Source organism: Pedobacter sp. KBW06, from assembly GCF_003852525.1.
Classification (GTDB): domain Bacteria; phylum Bacteroidota; class Bacteroidia; order Sphingobacteriales; family Sphingobacteriaceae; genus Pedobacter.
This window is the reverse complement of sequence record NZ_QAJL01000001.1, coordinates 1,901,690-1,924,814: the sequence shown is the minus strand read 5'-3', so window position 1 is coordinate 1,924,814 and position 23,125 is coordinate 1,901,690. Positions and strand designations below refer to the sequence as shown.

General features: G+C 40.4%; 15 protein-coding genes. 10 read left to right on the top strand and 5 right to left on the bottom strand.

Annotated features, from left to right (window positions below):
* The first annotated feature begins 646 nt into the window (after positions 1 to 646).
* Complete coding sequence (locus DBR43_RS07720) at positions 647 to 1,444, top strand: class I SAM-dependent methyltransferase (RefSeq protein ID WP_124579449.1); 798 nt, start codon at positions 647 to 649, stop codon at positions 1,442 to 1,444.
* A gap of 286 nt (positions 1,445 to 1,730) precedes the next feature.
* Here DBR43_RS07720 and rhuM read toward each other — a convergent pair whose 3' ends face one another.
* Positions 1,731 to 2,714: a virulence protein RhuM/Fic/DOC family protein gene (gene rhuM, locus DBR43_RS07715; protein WP_124579446.1), complete on the bottom strand. Its 984-nt coding sequence runs from the start codon at positions 2,712 to 2,714 to the stop codon at positions 1,731 to 1,733.
* A gap of 657 nt (positions 2,715 to 3,371) precedes the next feature.
* Here rhuM and DBR43_RS07710 point away from each other — a divergent pair.
* Entirely contained in the window at positions 3,372 to 4,718 is a 1,347-nt protein-coding gene (locus tag DBR43_RS07710) for a hypothetical protein (protein WP_124579444.1), read from the top strand.
* A gap of 630 nt (positions 4,719 to 5,348) precedes the next feature.
* On the opposite strand, the gene DBR43_RS07705 is transcribed toward DBR43_RS07710, so the two are convergent.
* Positions 5,349 to 6,299, bottom strand: coding sequence for a hypothetical protein (locus DBR43_RS07705; RefSeq protein WP_199756983.1), 951 nt, complete (start codon positions 6,297 to 6,299; stop codon positions 5,349 to 5,351).
* A 400-nt stretch (positions 6,300 to 6,699) separates the two neighbouring features.
* A complete protein-coding gene (locus tag DBR43_RS07700) occupies positions 6,700 to 8,217 on the bottom strand; it encodes a S41 family peptidase (protein WP_124579440.1) in 1,518 nt (505 codons plus the stop codon).
* A gap of 804 nt (positions 8,218 to 9,021) precedes the next feature.
* Here DBR43_RS07700 and DBR43_RS07695 point away from each other — a divergent pair.
* Positions 9,022 to 10,656 carry an ABC-F family ATP-binding cassette domain-containing protein gene (locus DBR43_RS07695; RefSeq protein ID WP_124579438.1) on the top strand — a complete coding sequence of 545 codons (1,635 nt, stop codon included), beginning with the start codon at positions 9,022 to 9,024 and terminating at the stop codon, positions 10,654 to 10,656.
* Between the two features lie 93 nt (positions 10,657 to 10,749).
* On the opposite strand, the gene DBR43_RS07690 is transcribed toward DBR43_RS07695, so the two are convergent.
* A complete protein-coding gene (locus DBR43_RS07690; protein WP_124579436.1) occupies positions 10,750 to 11,484 on the bottom strand; it encodes a LytR/AlgR family response regulator transcription factor in 735 nt (244 codons plus the stop codon).
* The gene (locus DBR43_RS07685) at positions 11,484 to 12,494 is read right to left on the bottom strand and encodes a sensor histidine kinase (RefSeq protein ID WP_124579434.1); all 1,011 of its coding nucleotides are present in this window, start codon (positions 12,492 to 12,494) and stop codon (positions 11,484 to 11,486) included. The genes DBR43_RS07690 and DBR43_RS07685 overlap by 1 nt, the downstream gene beginning before the upstream one ends.
* Before the next feature lie 212 nt (positions 12,495 to 12,706).
* On the opposite strand from DBR43_RS07685, the gene DBR43_RS07680 reads away from it, so the two are divergent.
* The 7 genes from DBR43_RS07680 to DBR43_RS07650 all read left to right on the top strand — a co-directional run bounded on the left by DBR43_RS07680 (position 12,707) and on the right by DBR43_RS07650 (position 23,068).
* On the top strand, positions 12,707 to 13,501 hold the full coding sequence (locus DBR43_RS07680) for a hypothetical protein (RefSeq protein WP_124579432.1): 795 nt from the start codon (positions 12,707 to 12,709) through the stop codon (positions 13,499 to 13,501).
* Positions 13,502 to 13,602: 101 nt separating this feature from the next.
* Positions 13,603 to 15,009 carry an MFS transporter gene (locus tag DBR43_RS07675; RefSeq protein ID WP_124579430.1) on the top strand — a complete coding sequence of 469 codons (1,407 nt, stop codon included), beginning with the start codon at positions 13,603 to 13,605 and terminating at the stop codon, positions 15,007 to 15,009.
* A gap of 268 nt (positions 15,010 to 15,277) precedes the next feature.
* On the top strand, positions 15,278 to 15,838 hold the full coding sequence (locus DBR43_RS07670) for an RNA polymerase sigma factor (RefSeq protein WP_124579428.1): 561 nt from the start codon (positions 15,278 to 15,280) through the stop codon (positions 15,836 to 15,838).
* 71 nt (positions 15,839 to 15,909) lie between these two features.
* On the top strand, positions 15,910 to 17,052 hold the full coding sequence (locus tag DBR43_RS07665) for a FecR family protein (protein ID WP_124579426.1): 1,143 nt from the start codon (positions 15,910 to 15,912) through the stop codon (positions 17,050 to 17,052).
* 233 nt (positions 17,053 to 17,285) lie between these two features.
* Positions 17,286 to 20,927 (top strand): TonB-dependent receptor, encoded by a 3,642-nt coding sequence (locus DBR43_RS07660; protein WP_199756982.1) that lies wholly within the window; start codon positions 17,286 to 17,288, stop codon positions 20,925 to 20,927.
* Positions 20,928 to 20,949: 22 nt separating this feature from the next.
* Entirely contained in the window at positions 20,950 to 22,536 is a 1,587-nt protein-coding gene (locus tag DBR43_RS07655; RefSeq protein WP_124579423.1) for a RagB/SusD family nutrient uptake outer membrane protein, read from the top strand.
* A gap of 148 nt (positions 22,537 to 22,684) precedes the next feature.
* Positions 22,685 to 23,068, top strand: coding sequence for a DUF4180 domain-containing protein (locus tag DBR43_RS07650; RefSeq protein WP_233602902.1), 384 nt, complete (start codon positions 22,685 to 22,687; stop codon positions 23,066 to 23,068).
* Positions 23,069 to 23,125 lie beyond the last annotated feature (57 nt).

Sequence of the window (23,125 nt, the reverse complement as noted above, 5' to 3'; positions counted from 1 at the left end):
GGGAACTACATTCAGAGCCACCCTAATTGATATGCTACGGTATATGCGAAAAAAAATAGGTTAAATCATATCTTAACCCTGTCTAGAAACTTTAGTTGCTATTATGAAATGGCCGATAATGTATGTTTGAGTAAAACTCGCTCAAAAAGCGCTTTACTAACAGCCATTTTGCCAATTCTTAGCAAATCGTCCTTAAACTGTTTCGACCTTAATACGGCGGGGAGTACTAACTGGGCTAAAGCCCAAATTGATTAAGGACTGCTTCTCAAAAAGTAGTCCTTTTTTTGATTATCAGTAGGTTATTATGGAATGCTGGGTTGTTAAATGCGGTTCTAAAAGCCCCTCATTCCATGTCAGGTTCTCAATCCTAGTTTTATGATATCCATTAATTGATGACTCCAAAATTGCCTTATCCTCTTTAAATTTTTTAAACCAAGTCTGGTAAGTAGAGTGGATAAAACATAGGCGTGATTTAAATCCATTCCAATCTTAAATAAGCCACTGTAAGCTACTCAAATTTCTTAATTGACATATTCTCAATCAATCAACAACAACAACAACAACAACAACAAAATTAAATATTTAACATTGTAGGGATTATCGTCCTAACAATGGGCAGTACATTAATAAACAACATAATACTATAATGAGAAAAGATATTCAAGATAGTGCCTTTTTGGCTCACAATAAATCCTCCTGGGATAGACAAGCAAAAACGCAAAGTCCCTGGTCACTACCTGTTAGCAGTGAGCTCATTCAAGATGCAAAAAATGGACAATGGGAAATATATCTTACTCCAAGTCCCCTTCCTAAAGGATGGCTTGGTGAGGTAAAAGGGAAAAAAATACTATGTCTTGCTTCCGCTGGTGGTCAGCAAGCTCCACTTTTAGCTGCGCTGGGTGCTGAGGTAATTGTTTTAGATCTTTCTAAAGAGCAGCTTTTCCATGATCGTATGGTTGCCGAACGCGATCAGCTGGAACTCATTACGATTGAAGGCGATATGCGTGACTTAAGTGAATTTGAAGATAACTCTTTTGATCTAATCTTTCATCCTATATCCAACCATTATGTTCCGGATGTACGGCCTGTGTGGAAAGAATGTTACCGTGTTTTGAAATCTGGTGGTGCGCTATTATCAAGTTTTTTTAATCCTGCAATTTTCATTGGTGATAGGGATCCTGCTTACATGGATAAGGGTATAATTTATCCGCGCTATAAGATTCCCTATTCAGATTTGATAGATCTTGAAGAAACTCTTCTTGAAAAGAAAAGAGAAAACAATGAAGCATTTGTTTTTGGGCATTCACTTAAAGATTTAATAGGGGGACAACTTGCAGCAGGATTTGTCATTTCGGATTTTCTGGAAGATAATCAACCCAATCCAAGATTCTTAATAGATAAATATATGCCTACATTTTTAGCTACTAAAGCAATTAAGCAATAACATAAATATAAGGTTACTTAGATTGCAAAAAAAATGCGCAACCTTGTAATTGAAAATACGATAATCATGATATCCAAATTTTTGGTTCAAAAGTGGTCCGCTACAGGTTGTCTTGAAAGAAAACTAATTAAAAAAAAGAGCTATAGAAAAACAGTTATTTTATAAAACCTTTTGTTGTTAAATCTGCGATAATGGGTTTAATAAGGCTTAAGAAACGATCTAGGTGTTCAAAGTATTCCCGCTCATGGGTACGGACTAAAGCCTTCGATGAAAATCGGAGGCTTTTTTAGTTTTTGATATTTATAAGGTTGACAATTACCTTCACCATTATTTCCATTTCATCAGATTTGCTTTCGGCTATCATTAATGTTAGCGCAACCAGCGCATTGTCTGCAATACGTTTCGATCCATCTGGTTTGTAAAGAATATTGTTCTTATCCAGAAACCAAACAAATAGGTAAGCTGCGATCCTTTTATTGCCATCGGAAAAGGAATGGTTTTTAACAACAAAGTATAGGAGGTGAGCGGCTTTTTCTTCAACGCTGGGGTAAAGATCAACACCATCAAATGTTTGATATATTGCTGAAATAGACCCCTTAAAGGATTCATCTTTTTCGTTCCCAAATAATGAACTACCTCCGAATTTATCTTTAAGATCATATATAGCTTTTTTTGCTTCGGTATAGTCTATTATAAATAATTCTTTTTGTGTTGTCCCTTCAATTTTTAATTGTTGATGATCATACTTATCGAGAATATCCAGCGCATAAGCATAGTCGGTGACTACTTTTAACAGACCTGTGGCCTCGTCGGAATTTAGTTCTTTAGTTGTCAGTACATTGCTTAATAGGTTTACTGTGCTTTTAAGTTCATTTAATTGCTTTTCCTGTTCTTTGAGTCGTTTTTCGTTGATCGAATAACCTTTTACTAAATATTCTTTCAACACGCTGTTAGCCCACATACGAAACTGTGTGCCTTTTTTCGATTTAACGCGATAACCAACGGATATGATTACATCTAAAGAATAATACCTGACTTTATATTTCTTACCGTCTTTAGCAGTTGTCAAGGAATCCTTGACAACTGAATCAACTATCAATTCGCCTTCTTTAAATATATTATTTATATGGAGACTCACATTTTGCTTGGTCTGATCGAACAATAGCTGCATTTGACCTTGTGTTAGCCAAACTGTTTCGTCATGTAGTTTGACATCTATTGAAGTTTCGCCATTTGAGGATTGATAAATAATAATTTGCTCTTCAGTCATAACTTAAAATATGATATATGCTAACGTATTTATAAATGGTCAATAAAACACAAATATTGATATTATTTTTTTGCAGGTAGAGTGGTATGCCAGCGATTCTAATTAAATCATCTTTAAATTGTTTCGACCTTAGTACGGCGCTGGGTACATACCGGAATCGAACACTTCGATTCCGGTTTTTTTATGTCCTCAGGTTTTGCTAATCTGACAGATAAGCTGATTTCATTATTTTGTAATCCTGCAAATCAACATCTTCTGATAAAAGCATGGCCCTCATTTTAGTAAGTATATTATTCTGGTCGGAAATCTCATAAATAATCCTCTTTCTTTCTTGATCAAAATTCTGTTTATCGTCGAAGATAGCATCCATGATCACCTCTTTATACAATTCTGCAATGCCAGACACAGTTTAAATGCGGAACGAACGGCCACTTTTGGCGAAATACCCAGATATCAGAAGTATTGACGAAATAAATAAACCGATACACGGAATTCTAGAAATATCTTATTAGTTTCGAAAGGGAATATCAAAAGACCTTTTAAGAATGAAAAAGGTACCTGCGAATTAAATACCCATCGGTTATAACTAGAAAATATTACATTCGTTTTATCCTTGGTAGTGAAATATCGAGGTAAATTAACATCAATTTAATCTTTATGAAAAGCGTTTTTACCCTAATCATCTGTTTTTATTCTCTAATCAGCTTCGGCCAAAAAACAACTGGAGCATATGTTAAGGATGCAAGTGGATGTAAAGTATGGGCTGAAGACTATTCTAACCAGGACAGTATTACTTGGGCAGGCAAATGTAGAAAAGGCTATGCTGATGGCTATGGAACCTTAATCTGGTATAACAATAGAAAAGAAGTTGCACGTTATAATGGAGCAATGCTAAAGGGAAAGCCTGATGGTCAAGGGAAATATACTTATTTGAGAAATGGTGAAAGAGAAGGTACTTTTGTTGAGGGCGTATTGCAGGGGAAAGGGAAAATAACCTTTGCAACAGGCGTTAAATTAGAAGGGAGTTATATCGATGATGAGTTTATCAATTTGGATGAAATTTCTCTAAAGCACCTTAAAAAGCATAAAACCTCTTTTTCAGATAGTACAGATATCTACGTAAATGATGGCAATTCGACATCACTTTTTTATTATACGTATATGCCAACAGGTAATTTAAAAGGAGCTTTGGTATTACTTCCATCTTCAGGTGAAAATGTTGAAAGCGTAATTAGCTGTAATAAGAAATTGATACAATCTGCATCAGAACAAGGAATTTTAACAGTTATCCCTTCAATTAATAATGATCGGGGATTGGACGATGATAAGTTAGCTTTAGATTTCTTTAATACTATTTTGAAAGAAGTGGTTGAAAAATATAGGGTTTCAAATAATAAGTTTGTTATTGGTGGATTTTCTGCTGGTGGTATGATTGCATTAAGATATACGGAAATGTCAAGAGACAAAAGTGGTAGGACATACCTGAGTCCAATAGCTGTTTTTGGTGTTGATCCTCCCGTCGATTTAGCAGGACTCTACAACTCGTCGAAACGTGATTTAATAATGAATGCCGATCGGGTGGGCTTAAGCTCCGGAAAAATGAACGGGTTGAGAGAGGCAAAGTGGATTGTTGATTCATATGATAAAATTTATGGCGGATCACCAGATCAGCATCCTGAACAATATATTCGGTGTTCCATGTACTCCCGTTCAGAAAAAGACGGAGGTAATGCAAAGTATTTAACCAATTTACCTGTTAGGATTTATTGCGACCCGGATATCGTATGGGCTTTAAAAGAAAGAAATCGAGACTTTTACGATATAAATGCAGCTAATTTATCAGCGATGATTAATTACTTAAATCTTAATGGCAATAAACAGGCTGAGTTTATATCTGCCCTGGGGAAAGGGTATCGGTTAGATGGAACCAGGCACCCTCATTCATGGTCATTAATTGAACCGGAAGATTGTATCAATTGGATACTTCTGACTATGAGGAATTAGTTCAAAAAACATTTATTTGTTCGCTTTATCCCAGATGGTTGGTGTCTGGTAAAGCGAAAAAATACGCTTTAGTAAACTTCAAAATTTTCGGTTCAAAAGTTACCCGAAATTGGCACATTTTTAAAATACCAGTGCTGGATTGTATGTCGCTCTGGTATTCTTGTGTTTTCATTTATAAATCTAATTAAAATTTGGATGTTATTTTTTAGCAAAAATCTTATCGTAAACCTCTTTTCGAACAGGTGTTTTGGCAATCCCAACCAGGTCATCCTTAAATTGTTTCGACCTTAATACGGCAGGGAGGTACATACCGGAATCGAACACTTCGATTCCGGTTTTTTATGTCTTTCTAAGGCCTAAATATTCTTCAAACTATGTTCAAGGTATTTCTGCTGAACCTCATTTTCTTAGGGTGTTATGAGCAGGCTTTCTTTGAATCAGATCGCAAAATTCTTTTGTAAGAAAGCTATTCAGTTAGTTCAGAGCTTTTATTCGTCAATTCAATACATTTGTCGAGATGTTTTCTTCGAGATATTTCCTCACCAAGAGGTTAATGAATCTTTTCAAATAAGTTTTGTTCAAAAATAGCATCTTTTTCAGTGCTATAAAACAGCCGGCTCCTGATCAGATTTAATGGTCTTTTTTGCCTCTTTTTGGAGTTTTAGTTAGGTTTGGAATGAAAACCAAATAGTCGTAACCTTTTATAATTCTTTCCAGCTCCAAATCCTCTACTTTAAGCTTCTTTTTAGAGATTGCCTGTTTCAAGGGTCTTAAGTCATAGGCATACCAATTGTCGTCTTTTACGACGGTTAAGAAAGATTTATATTGATCTAAATCAGCCAATGTTTCACCTTCTCCCTTTCCGATGAGCATAATGTGTAATGACTTCCGGTAATTTGCCTCTTCAATATTGGAAACCAGGTTACCAATATCGAATACTTCCATTAAACTCTCTCCTTTAGGCATGTGATTAGCACCAAATTTGAAAAGATTCTTCTTGTCTTTCCATTCAGGTAGTTTTTCAAGAACCAGATGCTTCATGTATTGAACTCTTAAAGGATGAATTCGACTTAAATATAGTTCCCTGCTTAATTTTAGTGCTTCAATCTGCTCTTTCTCGCTGGCTGATAAATTCAGAGCGCTCAATGCGTTCATTTTTGCCATACAATCGTCAGAGAACAAATAGAATGTGGTGTTATTTTTTGTGTCATAAGCAGCGGAATTAGCGATTATCTGCTTATAAATTTCTTTTGCTTTGGCATTTTTGGATTGTTTAGTCAATTCCGTAAACAGCAACCGGTCTGAAAATAAACTAATTTGATCAGCTCCATATAGTTTGATATTCTGCTGATGTATGTTTTTGAATAAATCAAATTCAGCTTCACCTTGTAAAAAAGATAAAGCTGAACCTGATTCATTACGGAATTTGTCCAGTTCAGCAGGGGATAAAGATTTGATTTTTGTTGATATTGTGTTGATGGTATATGGATCAATTTCCAGAATATAGTTGTCGAACTTAATATTATTAATAACCGCATTGGTGAAGTAAGGGATTTCACTGGTGAAATGCAGCTCGCCCAATAGCACAGAATTGTTTTTGTTGATCTCATTCTGTAGGGTAATCCATCCTTTTCCCTCGAAAGTGTTGTTATTGTTTTTTTTAAATGTGGAGTAGTTTTTTTGAATTAAACTATCCATTAGAGTGGTTTGTGCGTAACTGAAATTGGCAATAAACAGCGTTAGAATTAGTAGTTTGGTTTTCTTCATTTCTTTTTTTTTGAAAGATACAATAAATTGGATTTATCGCTCTGATGATTCAAATATCCAGGTATTCCTTTCCGCGACGACGACCTCAGGAATAAACGGCATGCGCTGTCAGATTTCCATTAACCCATTAGTATCAGGCCGCTCCATAACATTTCATTTCCCTTGCCTTTTTTAATATTGTAGGTTTTTGCCGTATGATGCAGAAGGTCTAAAATTATCGCAGCTTCGTCTTTTGCTTCGAGATTAAATTCAGGATAAAAGAAAGCTGTGCATCATGGTGCCGGGCGATGTCTTTTTGTGTTTCAGGTACAATGTAATCCGGAACTATACCTTCATCCTGCCTTGCTGTTGTTGGCGCCTGCCAGATGATGGGGATATCAATTTCAATTTTCGAATAAGGAAGATTTAAAAATAGAAATTTCCCTCCGTTTAGCCCCTGCTTTGTTCCACCCGTCTTATCTCCGATAATGTTCCCCCTGTGCATTACCTGAAAAATATCTGCGAGTGTAAAAGTTGTGGAGCTGTTGTTCGAATTGGTTATCAAAAACACATTCCCTTTAAAAACATTTGGTTTGGGGCTAATCGGTATGCAAGGTTGCCGTATGGCTTCATTCCGCTCATAAAAGCCTGCTGCTGTCCTGGTATAGTCGTTTTCATTTTTAGGCTGCTTAGCCTCTTTTTCCCATGTTGTTAAGTAAGGCATTAAGGTATCCGGGATCCTCAGAAATCTGTAGAGCCTTCTGGTCGGGTTTTCGCAGCCAAATGGCTTATCTATTATATAGGATAGCAGTTCGTCCCGCGCTTCATCGTCGCCACCTTCATTGCCCCTGATATCTATGATCAGATTTGGGGAATGGACCCTCCCAACTGCCTTAAATACACTGTCAAGATTCTTTTTGTAATCAGTTTTCCAGTCCCATATTTCAAAATCCCCTATCCTGAAATAGGCTGTTTCAGGATTAAGGAATCTGAACTCCCAGTTTTCCTCGTGCATCGGGATTTTTCCAAATCTTGAAACGTAAACTTGCTGCCGGTCTTTCTTTGACAGTGACCTGGCCGTTATTGAACTGGACTTACCTTTGAAGGGCTTTATCTCAAAATGATAAGAGGCTATATTAAAATTCTCAGGGAAAAAGAGGGGGAAGAAGATGTCGAACATCGAATAATTGCCCGTGTCAATATCTATAGGGACAATATTCATATTGTCTGACTTCTTTCCCTGCCCGTTATTGCCATCGGAACGGCTTACGGTCCAGAGACTATCAAGAATGGTATGTACTGGAATTCCATTGATACTAATAATTTCATCCCCTTTGCGGATTTCAGGGTGCTCTGACAGGTTATGGGTGATGATGAATTTCCTGCCGACTGCCCGAAATAAAAAGGGGATATACGATTTAGAAAAATAATTGTTAGCTACTTCTTTTTTTTGATTCCAAGGATTCAGGTAAGTGTGTCCACATTTTATTTTCGTCACAAACTGAGACAACAAAATAAAATATGCTTCGTCTGTTACCTCTCCGGATACTTTTTGTAGCAGTTCCCTAAAATAGTTGTCAATTTGTTCAGGGGTATTATAACGGTATAATCCCGGGTGCAGGCTGATCAGTGACTTTTGAAGAAGGGTAATTTCCTGTCTGCGTTGATCGGCTGATATTTTAGATTTTAATCGTTGTCCGGTTACAGTTAACCCTGCAATAAGAAAAATAATGATAAGGCCGAATTTTTTCATGTTCGTTTAATTGGTTGACGAATTAAGCTAATGGAGACTACAAAAAAAGACAAACATTTTTTAGAAATGTTGCAGCAAAGGAGAAGTAATTTTATAACCTTAAGCAATCCGTTAAAGGGGGATAGGTTAAAAAAGTAATGGGATTATTAATCGTACAAAAATAGTTACTCTAAAACGCTTTGTTGTCAAATCTCCAGTAGTGGGCTCAGGAAGGTTTAGAAATTAATCAAGATGTTCAATGTATTCGCGCTCATGGATTCAGATTCCTCTTTACGAAAGTAGCGCCGGATTTTTGGTTTTAAGACAGACCGTACCTGGTTAAAGCATCTTTCCAAATTAAGACTTTATTAGCGGCTATGGTTTTCTTTACGATTGTCATCAGCAATGATTGATCGAGTATTTGTGTTTTCATCATGGCTTTAAAAGCCTTTGCATCATCTGGCTCCATTGGTATAGCGTTTTCCAGATTGCAGCAACCATACCCATCAAACGAAATCCTTATTAGTTGTATTTGCTGCGTCTGATTTTTATTAAAATCAATAAAGACGCAGCCATCAAGGTAGCATAAATAATAGTCGGCCGGCCGGGTTGGGGGCATAGTAGTTATAGAGAACAGTGGGTTATCATTTTCTTCCACAGGTAAAATATCGCATATGCTATGTTATTGTATTTCGGTATAGCTATTTACGAAAGCAGTAAGGATTTTGTTTTTACAGCAAAGCTGCCTCAGCAAGCCTTTTATTTCTCTCTCGATAATCCGGCGTCTTTCCCTTATCTTTGCCAATAACTCAATATTTCCATACTGTGATTAATGTAAATAACATCTCCGTTTCATTTGGCGGAACCACGCTTTTTAGCGATGTAACCTTTTCAATAAACGAGAACGATAAGATCGCCCTGATGGGTAAAAATGGCGCGGGTAAGTCGACCATCCTAAAAATCATTGCCGATGCGGCTAAGCCTACTTCCGGTAACGTAACCGGTCCAAAGGATGCGGTAATCGCCTATTTGCCACAGCATTTCCTCACTGAGGATAAGGTGACTGTCTTTGAAGAAACGATGAAAGCCTTTCAGGAGGTAAACCAGATGCAAAAGGAGCTTGATGAGTTGAACGAGCAGCTGACGATTCGTACCGATTACGAAAGTGATGACTACATGAAGCTGATCGAACGCGTATCGGAGCTGAGTGAGAAATTTTATTCGATCGAAGAGGTCAATTATGATGCAGAGGTAGAAAAGGTACTAAAAGGACTGGGCTTTGAGCGCAAGGATTTTACCCGCCAGACATCTGAGTTTTCCGGTGGATGGAGAATGCGTATCGAGTTGGCTAAAATTCTGTTAAAAAAGCCAGATCTGATCTTACTGGATGAGCCTACCAACCACATGGATATCGAAAGTATCCAATGGCTGGAAGATTTCCTGATCAATTCGGCCAAAGCAGTTATGGTGATCTCGCACGACCGTGCTTTTGTAGATAACATTACCAATCGCACGATTGAGGTGACGATGGGCAGGATATACGATTACAAAGCTAAATACACCCATTATCTTCAGTTGCGTGCCGACCGTCGTGTACACCAGCTGAAAGCTTATGAGGAACAACAACGTTTTATTGCCGATAATCAGGAGTTTATAGACAGGTTCAGGGGAACTTACTCCAAAACTTTGCAGGTACAATCGCGTGTGAAGATGCTGGAAAAGCTCGAAGTGATTGAGATCGATGAAGTGGATACATCTGCATTACGATTGAAATTTCCACCGTCGCCACGCTCGGGTCAATATCCGGTAATTGTGGAAGAGCTCACTAAAACTTATGGCGATCATGTGGTGTTTCAAAAAGCATCTATGGTGATCAAACAGGGGGAAAAGGTGGCCTTTGTTGGTAAGAATGGTGAAGGTAAGTCGACAATGATCAAAGCGATCATGAACGAGATTGATTTTGAAGGAAGTTTAAAAGTAGGTCACAATGCTAAGATTGGGTACTTTGCACAAAACCAGGCTGCATTGCTTGACGAGAACTTAACCGTATTTGAAACCATTAACCAGATTCCTTTAAGCGATGGTACGATAAAAGTGAAAGATCTTTTGGGTGCCTTTATGTTCAGCGGAGACGATACCACTAAGAAAGTTAAGGTACTTTCGGGTGGGGAGAAAACCCGTTTGGCCATGATTAAGCTCCTGTTGGAACCGGTGAATTTGTTAATACTGGATGAGCCTACCAACCACCTGGACATGAAAACCAAGGACATTATCAAGGATGCCCTTAAGGATTTTGACGGTACTTTAATTCTGGTATCCCACGATCGGGACTTCCTGGATGGGCTGGCAGAAAAAGTATTTGAATTTGGAAATAAGCGTGTCCGCGAGCACTTTGAAGACATCAAAGGGTTCCTGGCTTACAAGAAAATGGATAGCTTAAAAGAAATTGAACAAAGCTAAAAAGGAGGTTTATCCTGATAAGTGTTCAAAATATTCCCGTAGATGGGTAAATTGAAAAGCCTTCGATGAAAATCGGAGGCTTTTTGCAATTGCTTAAAAAAGTTTGTTATTCAAATGTGCGATGAAAGGAATTCTGTACTTATTACTCACCGGAATCCGCCGGCTGCCAATCAGGATGTGATTGTCAAGGAATTTATCCATCTTTTCCAGGTTCACGATATAAGAATTATGGACCCGGATAAAAGGGTAATTTAATTGCTCTTCCACTTCTTTTAGTCGCCGGTAAACTAATAATTCTTCCTGAATAGTAACCAGCCTGATGTACTCTTTCTCTCCTTCAATGTATAAAATGTTTTCGAGCAGGACTTTTTGCAGGCTTTTACCTGTTTTTACAAATAGATAGGCAGAAGTTTCCGGCGGGATGGGGCCTGTTTCCGGTAATCCTGTTTTATGGTGGATCTGTTTTCCTGTATTCGAAAACCAGCTTTCTATTTTTTGTTGTGTAGCCAGAAATCTTTTCAGGGTAACGGGCTTCAGAATATAGTCCAGTGCATCCAGCAAATAGCTTTCCGCTGCATACTCAGAGTATGCGGTAGTAAAGACGATTTTAATCTCCGGCGGCAGCAGTGTTGCAAGTTCCATCCCGTTTAGAAGTGGCATATTGATGTCTAAAAAGATAAGGTCAGCTTTCTGTGTTTTTGAGGCCTGCAAAGCCTCCAGGCCATTATAACATCTGGCCACGACCTGCCAGTCTGTAGCCTCAGTGATCAGCAGGTCAAGCAGATTGATGGCATTGGGCTCATCGTCAACAATGATACATCTCAACATTAGCTTAATGGGATTTTAAAGTAAGCGGTAAAGCTGTTTTCGGCTGGCTCAACAGTCATTTTAAAGGATTGTCCATACAATAAATTTAGCCGTTGACGTAAATTTTTCAGCCCTGATCCAGCTCCTGATTTTTTGACTATTGCATTGTTAAACACCCTGAAATGCAGAAAATCTGCTTCCTGAATTAATTTCAATTCTATGATGGTTTCCTTGCTCGATTTGTCGATGCCGTGTTTAAAGACATTCTCTACAAAAGTAATCAGCAGCATCGGGGGGATTTGGAGGGCAGAATCGTATTGGCGGACAAAATCAAGCTTTGCTTTATGTAATAAACGAATTTGCTCAAGTCCGATATAGTTTTCAAGAAACTGGACTTCTTTGTCAATACTGACTTTATCTTTGATACTGTCGTCAACGATATAACGCATGATTTCCGCTAAACGCTCAATCAATACTGCCGTTTTAGGTGCTTCAACATATGCCTGGTAATAGATGTTATTTAGTGTATTAAACAAAAAATGTGGTTGAACCTGTGATTTGAGAAGATTTAGCTCTGCTTTGCTTTTTTGCAGAACAATATTCTCGGTCTCTTTTTTAAGCTCAAAATAGGCAATCGCAATGCGGAAAATAAAGCTAAGAATATAGGTGATGGTTCCCCCGATCAGTAAATTAAGTACCATGCTGACCTTGAAAGGCTTAAACTGCGGACTAAAATATTCATAATACACATACCAGGAGAGGTATCCTCTGCCTAAGCCGGCGAAAGCGAGAAGAAGGATAACGGAAAAGACATATAGTAAACGATGGCCTTGCTGATAAAGTCTGGGATATAAAAGATAAATGTTTCCATAAATCACAGTAGCATAAAAAGCCGTATTGATCAGTGTGTTGATCGCAGATTGCGCCGGACCATCCATAGGTAGCAGGGAGACAAAGATGATCATGCTTACCGAAAGCCAGATCAGCCATTGTAATTGTGTGACCGTTAACTTTTCTATGGAGGTATTCATCAAAATTTATCGTTTAGTGCGGATAGTGATTGCAAGATAATAAGCCGGAATCATTTAATTATCGTTTTTCAATGCTTTGTTGGATTTGTTCAACGGTTTGATTCATTTATCCAATCGCTTAATTGGTCATAGAATATCGCCATATCGGTTGAATATAGTTTCCGGACTTTCCGGTTCCGCTCATATTTGTATCAACTAAACAATCAAAAAATATGAAAAGATTAATGGGCTTTACTTTTGCCGTACTGATTTTATTCCAGGTATCCGGGGTAAACGGCATGATACAAAGAGATACGATCAACTTTAAAAGCAATAAACTACGGACCAAACAATTGAAAACAGGCCTTAAACAGTATCTTGTCTATTTTCAGCATCCTGCGCAAAATAAGAAGTTGAATTTGTCTATCTGGACAAGAGAAGTGCAGCTCGCTGCTAAAAACGGACTGAAATGCTTTAGCATTTCGCAAAAGTGGTACAGCAACGATACTGCCAGTTACCGTTCTGTTTATTCGCTGAACAGTGTGGAGGATTTTTCTCCGGTTTATCATTCAGAGACCATCGGTAAACATACCAAAGCATTTAATTGGTATGCAGATCACATCAATGGGGCAGACAGCATACCGGATAACAAGCAGAAATCATTTGCCCTTCAACTGAGTCAGCCTTGCTTTAACTGGAATCTTGATATTGAAACCTTTGAAATGCTGCCCCTGGCTGCGGGGAAGAAGTTTGTACTTCGGTTTTACGATGCGGGTTTGGCGGAGCCGAAGGATGTACATTATGACGTTTCCGGGGAGGAAGTATTAACCACGATGGATAACAGAAAGGTCGATTGCTGGAAATTGTTTTCCGAGGGAACCAATGGACAAATGCATTATACACAGACTTTCTGGATCAGCAAAGAAGGACATGAATTTTTGATGGAGGAGGATACTTTCAATGGAATGTTCCGGTATAAGGTGAAGATGCCTGGCTATTCTCCAAACATGGGACCAAGATTTAAGTAGGAAATTCAGATAAGTCCTATTCAACTTCATTCTTGTCCTAACATCCCGCTTGCCATTCAAATTACTTTTGTGAGGTAAAAAAACACCTAAAAGTAATCTGTATGTATGATGAAGTTATAGCAAAAAAAGCAGGAAGCGGTTCCACTACCTGGTGGATGCTTGCCTGTCTTTCTCTTTCCATATTGCTTTCCTCTTTGAGTACCAGTATAGCCAATGTTGCTCTGCCCAGGCTTGTACAGGAATTTAGTGCCTCCTTCCAGGAGGTTCAGTGGGTTGTGCTGGCCTATCTTCTTGCCATTACGACAATGATTGTGAGTGTTGGGAAGCTTGGGGACCTGATCGGACGAAAACGTTTACTGTTGTCCGGACTTTTTTTGTTCACATTGGGTTCGGTTTTATGCGCCGCAATGTCTTCGCTTTCCCTGCTGATAGTCTTCCGTGCAATGCAGGGGCTCGGTGCTGCAACAATGATGGCACTTTCACTTGCGTTTGTTAGTGAAATGGTACCCAAAGAGAAATTTGGCCAAACGATGGGGTTGTTAGGAACGATGTCGGCAATCGGTACTGCTCTTGGTCCATCCCTTGGGGGCTTCCTGATTGCGGGAATGAGCTGGAGGGCTATCTTTTTGATTAACCTGCCCTTGGGTTTGCTTACCTTTCTGCTGGTCCTCCGCCATCTGCCCGATGATCAGCCAGGAAAGAAAACCAAAGGGCTGGACTTCGATTATAGAGGTACCTTGTTGCTCGCGTTAACACTTGCAGCTTATGCACTTGCCATGACTATTGGGCGTGGTCATTATGGTAAATTTAATGCAGGACTGCTGCTGACAGCCATTTTAGGACTCGTATTATTTGTATTGACGGAAAGAAAAGTTGCCGCTCCCTTAATTCAGCTGTCGCTATTCCGCAATCCGGTACTGAGCGCTGCGCTGACTATGAACGTATTGGTTTCGACAGTAATGATGGCAACACTGGTGATCGGGCCTTTCTACCTATCCCGTGCGCTCGGACTCAATCAGGCCCTTGTTGGCGTAGTGATGTCGGTTGGTCCGCTGATCTCCATATTGAGCGGTGTCCCGGCTGGTCGTTTGGCTGACCATTTTGGTGCTTCATTGTCGGTAAGCATTGGGCTGATGCTCATGGCTGTTGGTTCAGTTGTGCTCGTCATTTTTTCAGGGATCTCCGGATACGTTATTGCCATCGCCATTTTAACTCCTGGTTATCAGTTGTTCCAGGCTGCAAATGGGACTTCAGTAATGACAGATGTCCTTCCGGGACAGCAGGGACTAATGTCTGGTTTACTTAATTTATCCCGTAATCTTGGACTCATCACCGGTGCATCTGTTATGGGAGCCATATTTTCCCTTGCTTCCGGTACAACTGAAATGATGTCTGCCCAGCCTGGGGCGATTCTGACCGGTACGCGCATTACCTTCGCCGTTGGGGGAACTCTGATCATATTTGCTTTGGCCATCGCAATCTATAGCCGGAGCAGGCATAAATGTTAAAAATATTTTACATTATTCAGCTGAAATGACCTGTTGCCAAAATATTTAAGAATTTACCGTCAAATTTAAAGTTAAACCATAAAATATTGACGAATTAAAGTGTACCAGGCATTTTTAATGCGGTCATAGCGGAACTTTAGCCGGTTGTTTTTTATCATTTTCCCCGAACCCGGGATATTGTTCAGGGGAAGATCATCAATGATTTTGGTTTGCCTTTATCTTACATCTGAGGAAATTACGCTATTATTGTTACAAAAAACAGGTAGGTATGGGGCAATTGTCAGGCATGGGCGATGATGAACTTCTGAAGGCATTTCAGTCAGGGGATCAGAAAGCTTATAAGCAGATATACGACCGTTACTGGCAGCTGTTGTACCGCCATTCCTGTAACATGATGAGAAACGACGAAGAAGCAAAAGATGTCGTACAGGAGGTATTTACCACTTTGTGGATGAAAAAAACTGAAATCAGGCCCCCTCTTGCAGCTTTTTTGTATACCGCATGCAGAAACAGAATCCTGAACCGGCTAAAACACCTGAAAATTGAAGCAAAGTATGCCGAACAGCGCAAGGCGGTTCTGGAAAATCCGGGAATGGTCTTGCCGGATCAGCAGGTGATTGAACGCGATTTTGCAAGGCTGATTGAGGCAGGTATTCAAAGTCTTCCACCAAAAATGCGGCGGATATTTGAGCTGAGCAGGAAAGAATTTAAAACACATCAGGAGATTTCTGAAGAACTGAAGATCTCTTCTTTGACTGTTAAACGGCAGGTTAGTAACGCATTGAGTATACTAAAGGATAAACTTCATATTTTTTTTACACTTTTTTAATTTTCATCTGCATCCTAAGCCCTGCTGAGTTGTTATACACATGAACAACCCTGGAAAGCTATTGATGACCGATGGATAAATTAGACGAGAAACAAGAAGAACTGCTCAGAAAATACCAGCAAGGTACCTGTAGCCCCGAAGAGGCTTTTGCAGTCCGTTACTTGTATAATCTGGCATCAGCATCAGCATCAGCAGAAGAGCTTCCCGACAGGGAAGATACCGAACAGGTTGGAGCAGAAATTTGGAGCAGGCTTCCTGCCGGAAAAAAAGGCCGTAGCTTAACTATTTTCAAAGTGATCTCAGCAGCTGCAGCAGTGATCGTCATCATGGCTACGGGCTATTTATGGGTGCACAATAAACCGGCTATTTCAAACGAGCAGCAAGTGCATCATGACATTGCTCCCGGGAAAAATTCCGCGACACTTACTTTGGCAAATGGCAAAAAAATTGTACTTACAAGTGATGTAAAAGGAGAGCTGGCCACCGAATCCGGGGTAAGCATTACCAAAACTGCGGACGGACAACTGATCTATGAGATAAAGGATCAGCAAAACCCGGATCCGAAAGCTGTAAATCAGCTTTCTACCACGAAAGGAGAGTCTTACCAGCTTCGTTTACCTGATGGAACCATGGTTTGGCTGAATGCAGCCTCTTCTATTACTTATCCTGTATCTTTTTCAAATACAGCACTGCGTGAAGTGAAACTTGCCGGAGAGGCTTATTTTGAAGTCGCCAAAGACAAAAAGCGTCCTTTTCTGGTCACCACCATCCAGCAGCAGATCCGTGTTTTAGGGACAGAATTTAACGTGAATGCCTATCCGGATGAGCCGGAGATCAAGACCACCTTACTCGAAGGAACGATAAAGTTAAGCTTAGAGGGGGGATCTCAAAACCGCATTTTAAAACCTGGCGAACAGGCCAGTTTAACCGGAACACGGCTTTCTGTTTCGACAGTAGATGTGGAACAGGCGATCGACTGGAAAAACGGAGATTTTGTCTTCCAGTCAGAGCCTTTAACTTCTTTGATGAGACGCGTTTCCAGATGGTATAACGTATCCGTTATTTATGCAAATGGCGTAGATAAAGAAGGCACATTTACCGGAAAGGTATCGAGAAGCAAACCTGTTTCGGTATTGCTGAAAGCATTACAGTCGGCCGGATTAAAATTTGAGGTTATCGGCAATAAAATCATTGTAAAAAATCAATCAACATAACTTTAACCAAAACCTAAACTAATGAAAAAACCATACAAAAAAGATCCTTAAGCCCCCTGAAAATAAGTGAAATGATGGCCGAAAGTGTACCACCACTTCCGGCCCGTGTTTCAGCTTATCCACTAGTCCGGGAAATCCCGGGTAATTCATAACAATTGATTAATGAACTGATGTAGGTTGCCCTGAAACTTTTGAGGTGCAGGCAACTAACTGATTAAACACGATGTAAATATATGATATTTTACACCAAAAGCCTATGTAGGCCATTGGCTGCTATTGCCAAGATTTCACTGATGACCAACCCTGTTTTCAGCAGGCTCAGTGAGGTAAATAAAAACAAATGGATCATGCGAATTAAACTGATTGTAGTATTGCTAACTTCCGCCATTCTGCAGGTAAGTGCTGCCAGTTATGGTCAGAATGTAACCCTTAAGCACGATAGGGTGAAGTTAGCTACGGTATTGAATGAGATTAGAAAACAGACTGGCGTTGATTTTGTATTTAGTGATAAGATTATTGCTGCAGCAAGACCAGTCAGCATTAATGTGGCCAATGTGAGCCTTGAAGCGGCATTGGAGGAATGTTTTAAAGACCAGCCGGTTACTTTTACGATTGACCACAAAATGGTGACCATAGAAAAGAGGGCGGTTTCCTTTCTGAGGATGGACCAGCTGATTTACGCCAGACTTACCGGTACTGTAAAAGATACGGACGGACTTCCTTTACCGGGAGCATCGATTGCCATCAAAGGCAGTTCGAAACACGTCATCACGGATGCAGAAGGTAAATTTGTATTGGACGGAGCACAGAAGGGCGATCTTATCGTGATCACTTATGTGGGGTTTGTTCCGCAGGAAATTGCCTGGAACGGAGCAGGACCACTGAATGTGAAACTGGTAAGTACCGTTCAGGGGCTGGACGATGTCATCGTGGTGGCTTATGGTACCGCTAAGAAGTCAACCTTTACCGGCTCTGTTGCCGTGGTGGGTGCCGATAAATTGTCAAAAATTGCCGGTTCAGGTTTTGCGGAAGCATTGCAGGGAATGGGAAGCGGAGTCAATGTAACCAACAATGAAGGTAATCCGGGTGGCGATACCCGCATTCAGATCCGGGGGATCGCCTCCATGAGTGGCGCTTCCAAACCATTATATGTGGTAGATGGAATGCCTTACGACGGACAATTGAATTCGATTTCGCCAAGTGACATCGAGTCTATCTCTGTATTGAAAGATGCGGCTGCATCTTCACTTTATGGTTCACGTGCAGCAAACGGTGTGGTGATGATCACGACAAAAAAAGGGAAATCATCCAAGCCTCAGATCAATTTCCGTTCTGCCTGGGGAACATCAGACAATGCCGTTGGAAATCCGGTTAAGGCGAGTCCTGCGGAGCAATTGCTGTATACCTGGGAAGGGATGTATAATGATCAGTTTTACAAATACGGAATGACCAAAGCCAAGGCAGGAGACTGGGCTTCAAGCAATGTGCTGGGCAAAATATTAAAAGCAGTGAACAATTCTGCAGGTCAGCCGAGTTATGTATCTCCTTTTAAACACATCAATGAAAATTATGTATTGCATGATGGTAATGGTAACCCTTACCTGAATCCTAACCTGCAAATGGTATGGGATCCTTCAGACTATGACGTGAATGGCGCCGTATATTCACGTAAGCTGCGTCAGGATTATGGCCTGGATGTCAGCGGAGCGAGCAGCGATGGGAAGACCAATTACCTGTTCTCAGGTTCTTACCTTGATGATAAAGGTTTTGCCAGCAACCAGTATTTTAAACGTTATACCTTCAGGACAAATGTGACTACACAGGCGACCGACTGGTTGCAGTTGGGTGGAAATATCGCCTATAGTGGTTCAAGACAAAATAGTTCCGGTTCTATGCGTGCACAAATCTTTACCACAACGATGTCATCGCCATGGTTAAGAAATGTAGACAATACAGACTGGGTTTATTCAGAAAAAACGGGTAAAAGAATGTTTGACTATGGTTCTTATGTCAACAATTTCTTTGGTATCCATGCATTGAACAATGGTGGTGATTACTGGAATAATCCAAACGACGAAGATTTCAATAACAACCAGCGTAACATGATTTCTACGCGGTTTTTTGCCAATGTTAAATTGCCTTTTGACCTGAACTTCAGGTCCAGTTTAGGGATCGATAATAACAGTACCAAACAATTTTTATACGGTTCTGCTGTTCATGGATCGGGTCAGATGGCACCATACGGACTTACTGTATTGACTTCAGGAGGTAATGCTACCCGCAACAATACAGATATTACTTCGCTTACCTGGAACAATTTGTTAACCTGGAACAAGAAGTTCGGTGACCATAGTTTCAGCGCTTTGGCCGGACAGGAATTGTACAATAACAACTTTTTGTACAACAATGCTTATGGTGAAGGAATCATGCAGATCGGCCAATTTGAATTGAATTCTACCACTAAAAACTGGAGCAACGGATCGTATAGAGATCGCTTTGCTTTATTCTCCTATTTAGGTAAGGTGGATTACAACTTTCAGGACAAATATTACCTGTCAGGTTCATTCAGAGCTGACGGTTCTTCCCGTTTTCATCCCAATAACCGCTGGGGTAGTTTCTTTTCAGCAGGAGCTTCATGGAGAATTTCAAATGAGAACTTTATCAAGGACGTAGACTGGATCAATAACCTGTCTCTTCGTGGAAGTTATGGTACCAACGGAAATGATAAACTGACTACGAGAAATGCAGATGGCAGTCCGGGAGGAGAAATATTATACGCTTATGAAGGAGTATACGAGGATGATCCTATGTATGGAAATCCGGGATTACGTCCTTCTGCACTTGCAACACCAAATCTGAAATGGGAGAGCAACAAACAACTGAATGTAGCCCTTGATTTCACCATTTTTAAAGGAATTACAGGATCGGTAGAATATTATACACGTAATTCGTCCGGATTACTGTTTCAAAAACCATTGCCGTTATCAGCACAGGCTGGTTCTGTGGTAGGCATAAATACCAATTTAGGCAATATCCGCAATAGTGGTATTGAGGTTTCATTGGGTGCAGAGCTGATTCGCACCAAGGATTTCAGCTGGAAGATTGATGCAAACATCTCTACCTTGAAAAATGAGGTGACCTACCTTCCTGCCGGTGCATTTACGTTCTCTAACCGTGCAGCAACCTATAAACTGGAAGAAGGACATTCTATCTATGATTTCTTTATGGTGAAAAATGCAGGTGTTAATCCGGATAACGGAAATATGCGCTACTGGGTTCAGGATGGTTCCGGAGGATGGAAAACTACCGAGAACTATGCAGAAGTAACGACAAAGGATTATCAATATGGAGGTTCAGCATTGCCTAAAGCATATGGTGCAGTAACCAACAGTTTTGACTGGAAAGGATTTGACCTTTCATTTATGTTTTATTACTCTCTGGGAGGAAAGATGTTTGACTACGGATACATTGAGCGTACTGCATTGCGCGGTGGGGTTGGTGTGATTCCTGATCTGGTACAGGACAGGTGGAAAAATCCCGGCGATCAGGCGTTGTTCCCAAAATGGTCTAACGATAACTATGCGGATACGCGCAGAGGTTCAGATTTTTATGTATTCAATAACAGTTTCCTTCGTCTTAGAAACCTGACACTGGGCTTTACTTTGCCTAAAGAGATCAGTAAAAAACTAGGCATGTCTTCTGCCAGAATTTACCTGGCCGGAAATAACCTGTTGACATTTGGAGCGGCTAAAAACCGTTATTCAGATCCGGAAACAGGAGTTTTAGGAAATAATTACAATGGTAATGCCGATACGGATAATGGTGTTCAGGGTTCAAGAAGAATCTATATGGGCGGTATCCAGGTCTCATTTTAATAACATAAAAGATACGATAACGATGAAAATAATATATAAAACCGTCTTATTTCTGGCCCTACCTGTTTTAATGACAGGTTTCGCCGGTTGTAAAAAAATTCTGGATACCAAATCGTCTACCGCTACCTCGGATGGTGCAGTGCTGAAGAATGTTACTCAGCTGAATATGGTGCTGAACTCTGCTTATAAAAAGCTTTATTTCAACAATGGAGGGGCAGACCGCGCTTATTCAGGTCTGGCCGGTTTACAAATGTATGTAGACCTTGGTGGTGCGGATATCCTTAGCCATACCAATATGGGCGGTAATCAGGTAACTTCCTATACTTTTGAGCCTACCAGGACACAGATTACCGGAAATTCGGATGCGATATGGTCAATGATGTACAAAACAATCAACCAGGTAAACGCGATTATTACTGCGCTGCCAAATGCAGATGGGGGTGCCGATGAGAAAGCAAAGATCATGGGACAGGCCAAAGCCATCCGTGCGGTCTGCTATTTTCACCTGATCCAAAACTATCAGCAAACGTATGTACTGGCTAAAAATAAACCAGGCGTAATATTGAGGTTATCGTCTAATGACCCGGTGAGTATGCCACGTGCTACTGTAGAAGCCTGCTATCAGCAGATTGTGGCTGACCTTAAGGATGCAAAAGCTTTATTGGTGGATTTTCAACGTCCAAACAAATGGACAATTGATAAAAATGTCATCTCAGGACAACTGGCAAGGGTATATCTGGTGATGAACGACTGGCCAAATGCACTTGCTGAAGCCACCACTGCTTACACTGCTTACAGCCAGCTGATGACCCGCCAACAATACCGTAGTGGTTTTGACAAGGTGATCACGAACGCCTACCCGGAAATCATGTGGGCCATGAAATATACCGAAACAGACAATATCGGTGGAAGTACCCAGTTTAATTTCTGGTACAATCAGGATGAGAAATATGGTGAAGGATTTACCGATGGACCTATTTATGCCTTCCTGAGTTTCTTTGCCGATGGAAAGTATGAGCAACTGTTTGAAAAAACAGAAGACAGGTATCAGTTCTGGAAACGTACAAAGAATGCTTCTCAGGAGTGGTCTACAAAATGGGCGTACGACAAGTACAAACATTATGGTGATGCCAATGGTGCAGTACAGGGAAATACCCGTCCTGAAGTTTCGCTCATGCGTGGCTCGGAGATGTTGCTCATCATGGCTGAAGCTGCTGCCCATTCCGGTGGGGATGCGCTTACTTACCTGAACCGCTTACAAAGGGCGAGAGGAGTAACTGCGGTGACTACTGCAGCTGCCGGACCAGAACTGCTGGAGGCCATTTATGTAGAAAGACGCAAGGAGTTGCTTTGTGAAGGTGTGACCGGATTTTACGACCTGTTGCGTCTGCAAAAGCCATTGCTCCGTTATCAGGAAACGGCTACTTACCGCGAAGGACATTATACCTGGGGTGTGAATCAACTGAACGGTTATGTCGCTTCTGCGGCCCAGCCTACAGGTACGCTGCTGTCTAATGATTACCGCTTTATCTGTCAGATCCCACAATTGGAAATGACCAATAATGAGGCGCTTAAGCCGGGTGATCAGAATCCTTTTTCAGGTCAATAGTAACAAAAAAAAGCTGCCCGGTTTACAGATAACCGGGCAGCTTTTTTTATATTCTCTTTTTAACTTCGTTTATTTTCCTGTTCCACGATAATTTTAGGGTATTTAAAGCCGCTGTAGTCTTACGCAGAAAGACGGAGCGTATTTACTTATGAATGAGTATATTAACGACATTATGAATATTGTAACACACGAACAGGGTGAGACTAAAGTCGCTGAGGTTATTTCTGATCAGATTTTGATCGGTAATGTAGAAGATGGATTGCAGTTAATGGGGGATCTGTACTATCAGGGTTATGACAAGATTATTCTTTATGAAACAAACATCACACCTGATTTTTTTGACCTGAAAACACGTCTGGCAGGAGAGATTCTACAGAAGTTTTCTAATTACAGACTGCAATTGGTCATCATAGGCGAATTCAGTAAATATCCTGGAAAAAGCATCAGGGACTTCATCTATGAAAGTAATAAAGGTAAAATCGTTAACTTTCTGCCAACAATTGCAGCCGCAAGAGACAAGCTCTTCCATTAAGGGGTAAGAATAAAGATCATCCAAAGGCATATTTGAAGGCCTCAATGAAATTGTAAG